General features: G+C 68.3%; 3 protein-coding genes. 1 reads left to right on the plus strand and 2 read right to left on the minus strand.

Annotated elements, in window-relative coordinates; translation table 11 throughout:
- Positions 1–82: 82 nt before the first annotated feature.
- Positions 83–1,207: a sterol desaturase family protein gene (locus tag ACM14_RS30075; protein WP_065348166.1), complete on the plus strand. Its 1,125-nt coding sequence runs from the start codon at positions 83–85 to the stop codon at positions 1,205–1,207.
- On the opposite strand, the gene ACM14_RS30080 is transcribed toward ACM14_RS30075, so the two are convergent.
- Positions 1,161–2,093: a LysR family transcriptional regulator gene (locus ACM14_RS30080; protein ID WP_139093534.1), complete on the minus strand. Its 933-nt coding sequence runs from the start codon at positions 2,091–2,093 to the stop codon at positions 1,161–1,163. The two genes, ACM14_RS30075 and ACM14_RS30080, sit on opposite strands and share 47 nt — an antisense overlap.
- Before the next feature lie 31 nt (positions 2,094–2,124).
- Positions 2,125–2,898 carry an SDR family oxidoreductase gene (locus ACM14_RS30085; protein ID WP_065348168.1) on the minus strand — a complete coding sequence of 258 codons (774 nt, stop codon included), beginning with the start codon at positions 2,896–2,898 and terminating at the stop codon, positions 2,125–2,127.
- Positions 2,899–3,275: the final 377 nt, after the last annotated feature.

Consider the following 3,275-nt stretch of genomic DNA (forward strand, 5'->3'; position numbering starts at 1 on the left):
CCACACACTCCCTCCACACCCCCACCCCATAATCCCGCCCGCAACCCCCAGCCCTCCCCGGCCCTTCTTGCAGGCACAAGACATGAATTCACTGACCGAGCTGTGGCAGGCAGCCATCACCTGGCTCGCCACCCACGCCGTAACCCCCACCGTCCACTGGCTGGACATCGCCCAGGCGGCCGGCGATCCGCGTGAGATTGCCGAGGCGGTGCTGATTGCCGGGCTGCAGCTGTTCTTGATCGCAGGCGTGATGCGGCCGTTGGAGAGCCTGTTTCCGGCCGAGCGCTGGAGCGACCGGCGGCTGACGACGGTGGACCGCAACTACACGCTGCTGATGCTGCTGGGGCTGTTTCCGCTGTTCAGTTTTCTGGTGCTGATGCCGTTTGCCAGCATGCTGGGCGGCGGGCCGGCGGCCGAGGAGGCCACGGGGCTCAAGCACTGGGTGCCGTGGTTTGCGGACCATCCGGTGGCGCTGTTCCTGGTGTACTACGTGGTCTACGACCTGGTGTATTACTGGATGCACCGCGCCCAGCATGTGATTCCCTGGTGGTGGGCCATGCACAGCATGCACCACAGCCAGCGGCAGATGAGCTGCTGGAGCAATGACCGCAGCCATTACCTGGACGGCATGCTGCAGTCCTTCATCCTGGCCACGGTGGGGCTGGCGATGGGGGTGGAGCCTTCGGAGTTTGCGTTGCTGGGGCTGCTCAGCGAGCTGGTGCAGAACTTCTCGCACGCCAATGTGCGGCTGCGCCTGGGCTGGCTGGGCCGCGTGGGTGAGCGGGTGCTGGTGGGCCCGCTGTTCCACCGCCACCACCACATGCTGCGCGACCCCGAGCGGCCCACGCGCCACAACTGTAATTTTGGGCAGGTGCTGCCCTGGTGGGACATGCTGTTTGGCACGGCGCTGTACACCAACGAGCCCGTGCGCCCCACGGGCGTGAGCGACCCCGAGGTGGATGCCGACAACGAGCGCGGGCTGGTGGCCATGCAGTGGCATACGCTCAAGCGGTTCTGGGGGGCGTTTCGCCGGCGCGAGGGCTGGCGGCTGGGGGATGTGTCGTTCGGGCCCGGCTACCGGCCCATTCATGACGACGATGGGGCCCAGCCCCAGCCTGCGGCCGGGGCGGCTGCAGTGACTGGGGCGGCCGGGGTTGCGCCTACGGCTCCAGGTTCGGCCGCATCAGCGCCTCGAACCAGTCGATGAAAACCGCCAGCCGGCGCGAGCGCTGGCGGCGGTGCGGGTACAGCAGCGCCACGGGCATGGGCGCTGCGCGGTGGGCGAGCAGCACTTCCACCAGCTCGCCCGTATCCAGCAGGTGCTGCACGTCATAGCGCGGGATCTGGATCAGCCCCAGGCCTGCGCGGCAGCAGGCGATGTAGCTTTCTGCATTGTTGGTCACCACGCGGCTGGGCACGGCCAGGGTCTGCGGCCCGTCCACTCCATCCACCCCATCCACATCGCTCGCCCCACTCCACTCCCACGGCAGTTCCCGCCCCGTGCGCGGCGAGGCATAGCCCACGCTCCAGTGGCCGTGCAGCAGGTCCTGCGGCTGCTCGGGCAGGCCGTGCTCGCGCAGGTAGGCGGGGCTGGCGCAGTTGATGAGGGCAATGCAGCCCAGCGGGCGCACGACCAGGCTGCTGTCATGCAGCGTGCCCACGCGCACGGCGCAGTCCACGCCTTCCTGCACCAGGTCTATGGCGCGGTCTGACGAGCCCAGCACCAGCTGCAGCCCCGGGTGGCGGCGCATGAGCCCCGGCAGCGCAGGCGCCAGCAGGCGGCGCGCGATGCGGCTGGGCACGTCCACATGCAGCCGGCCCGTGGCCTGGCGCGTGCGGGCCTGGAACATCTGCTCCACATCCTCGGCCTCTGACAGCAGCGGGCGCACACGCTCCAGCAACTGGGCGCCATCGGCCGTCAGGCTCACCTGGCGCGTGGTGCGGTGCAGGAGTCTTGCGCCCACCTGCTCTTCCAGCTGCTGCACGGCGGCGGAGACCGTGGCGCGCGGCAGGTCCAGCGCATGGGCGGCCTTGATGAAGCTGCCCATCTCGGCCACCTGCATGAAGATCCGGTATCGGTCGAGTCGGTCCATGGCGTGCAGCATAGTCCCGGCCGGGACCGGCCTACTTGGTGGTGTAGCCGCCGTTGATGAGGATGGTCTGCCCGGTGATCCACCAGCCGTCGCTGACCAGGTGGCGGATAAAGGGCACCACGTCCTCGATATGCGTCAGCCCCGAGGGCGAAAACGGCGACAGCGCCGCCGCGCTCTTGTGATAGGCCACGGCCTCCGCGCCTTCCTGGCCGTAGAAGAACGGCGTGTCCATGGGCCCCGGCCCCACGGCCGTGACCGAAATGCCCCGCGCCCCGAACTCCTTGGCCGCCGCCCGCGTGAAATGCTCCACCGGCGCCTTGGTGCCCGCGTAGGAGGAATAGAACGGCGTGAACGCGCCCAGCAGCGAGGTCACCAGGGTCACGATCTTGCCGTGGTCGTTGACATGGCGCCCCGCCTCCTTGAGGAAGAAAAACGCCGACTTGCCGTTGACGGCGGCCATCTCGTCGTACTCCGCCTCGGTGATCTCCATCAGCGGCTTCTTGAGCACCTTGCCCACGGTGTTGATGGCAATGTCCGGCCGGCCCACAGCGTCCACAGCCTCTGCAAAAAGCCGCTCCACAGCGCCAGCACGCGTCAGATCGCCCTGCAGCGCCACGGCCTCTGCGCCCAGCGCCCGCACTGCCGCCACCGTGGTCTCGGCCTCAGCCCGGGAAGACTCGCTGTTGTAGTGCACCACCACGGCCCGCGCGCCGTGCCCCGCCAGATCACGGGCAATCAGCCCGCCCAGATTCTTGCCGCCGCCTGCAATCAGCGCCACCTTGCCGCGAATGGAATGGTCTGCCATGGAAACGCTCCTTGTGCTTGGATGAAGCATCCAGCTTAGGCAGCCAGCCCCCCGCGATAAACCGGCGCAGCCGGGATGGATCATCCAGAAAACCAGAACAATCAGCCGCGCCCAGCGGCTCCTGCCCCCGGGCAGTCCGCTCCGCTCCCCCCTCCCGTATGCCCGCGCCTGCGTCGGGCCTCCTGCGGGGTTGCAGTCCTGCCGAAGGACAGGACTGCCTCGTCATCTGACTCGCCGTGATTGTTTGAACGGAGCGCGTAGCGCGAAGTGAGTTTCACGGCGAACCCCGCAGGCGGCCCGACGCAGGTTGCCCCGCAGCGCAGCGAAGGGGTCGCGGGCATTCGGGTCGCCTTTGCTTTGCCTACTTTCCTTTGGCG

The organism is Delftia sp. JD2, from assembly GCF_001682645.1.
Taxonomy (GTDB): Bacteria; Pseudomonadota; Gammaproteobacteria; order Burkholderiales; family Burkholderiaceae_C; genus Comamonas; species Comamonas acidovorans.